Here is a 244-nt window from a genome sequence, read left to right as displayed (position 1 = left end):
ATGGTGCGCCAAGCTTGGGCCGGCAGGCCGATCGCGAGCGCTTTGACGGCGGCTGGCTGATGCTGACGGTTGCGGCGCATCAGTTTTGGTGGACGGCCGCGGCCCGACCATGGCTTCGGCGGCAAGGAACGAACGAAAAGCTGACCTCGCGCTTTGCCCGCGTGCGGGTTCGTGCCGCGCATCGTGATTATTGGCAAACCACCCGGCGAGCGCAGGAGTGGTTGCTGATCGAATGGCCGAAAGG

1 pseudogene is annotated in these 244 nt (G+C 65.2%); it reads right to left on the bottom strand.

The annotated features are described in order from the left end of the window. Positions 1 to 134: pseudogene (locus tag FNJ47_RS55250) on the bottom strand (IS701 family transposase); the annotation flags it as partial. Positions 135 to 244 lie beyond the last annotated feature (110 nt).

Source organism: Bradyrhizobium uaiense (genome assembly GCF_010811875.1).
In the GTDB taxonomy this organism is placed as follows: Bacteria; Pseudomonadota; Alphaproteobacteria; order Rhizobiales; family Xanthobacteraceae; genus Bradyrhizobium; species Bradyrhizobium uaiense.
This window is presented reverse-complemented; position numbering and strand designations above follow the sequence as displayed.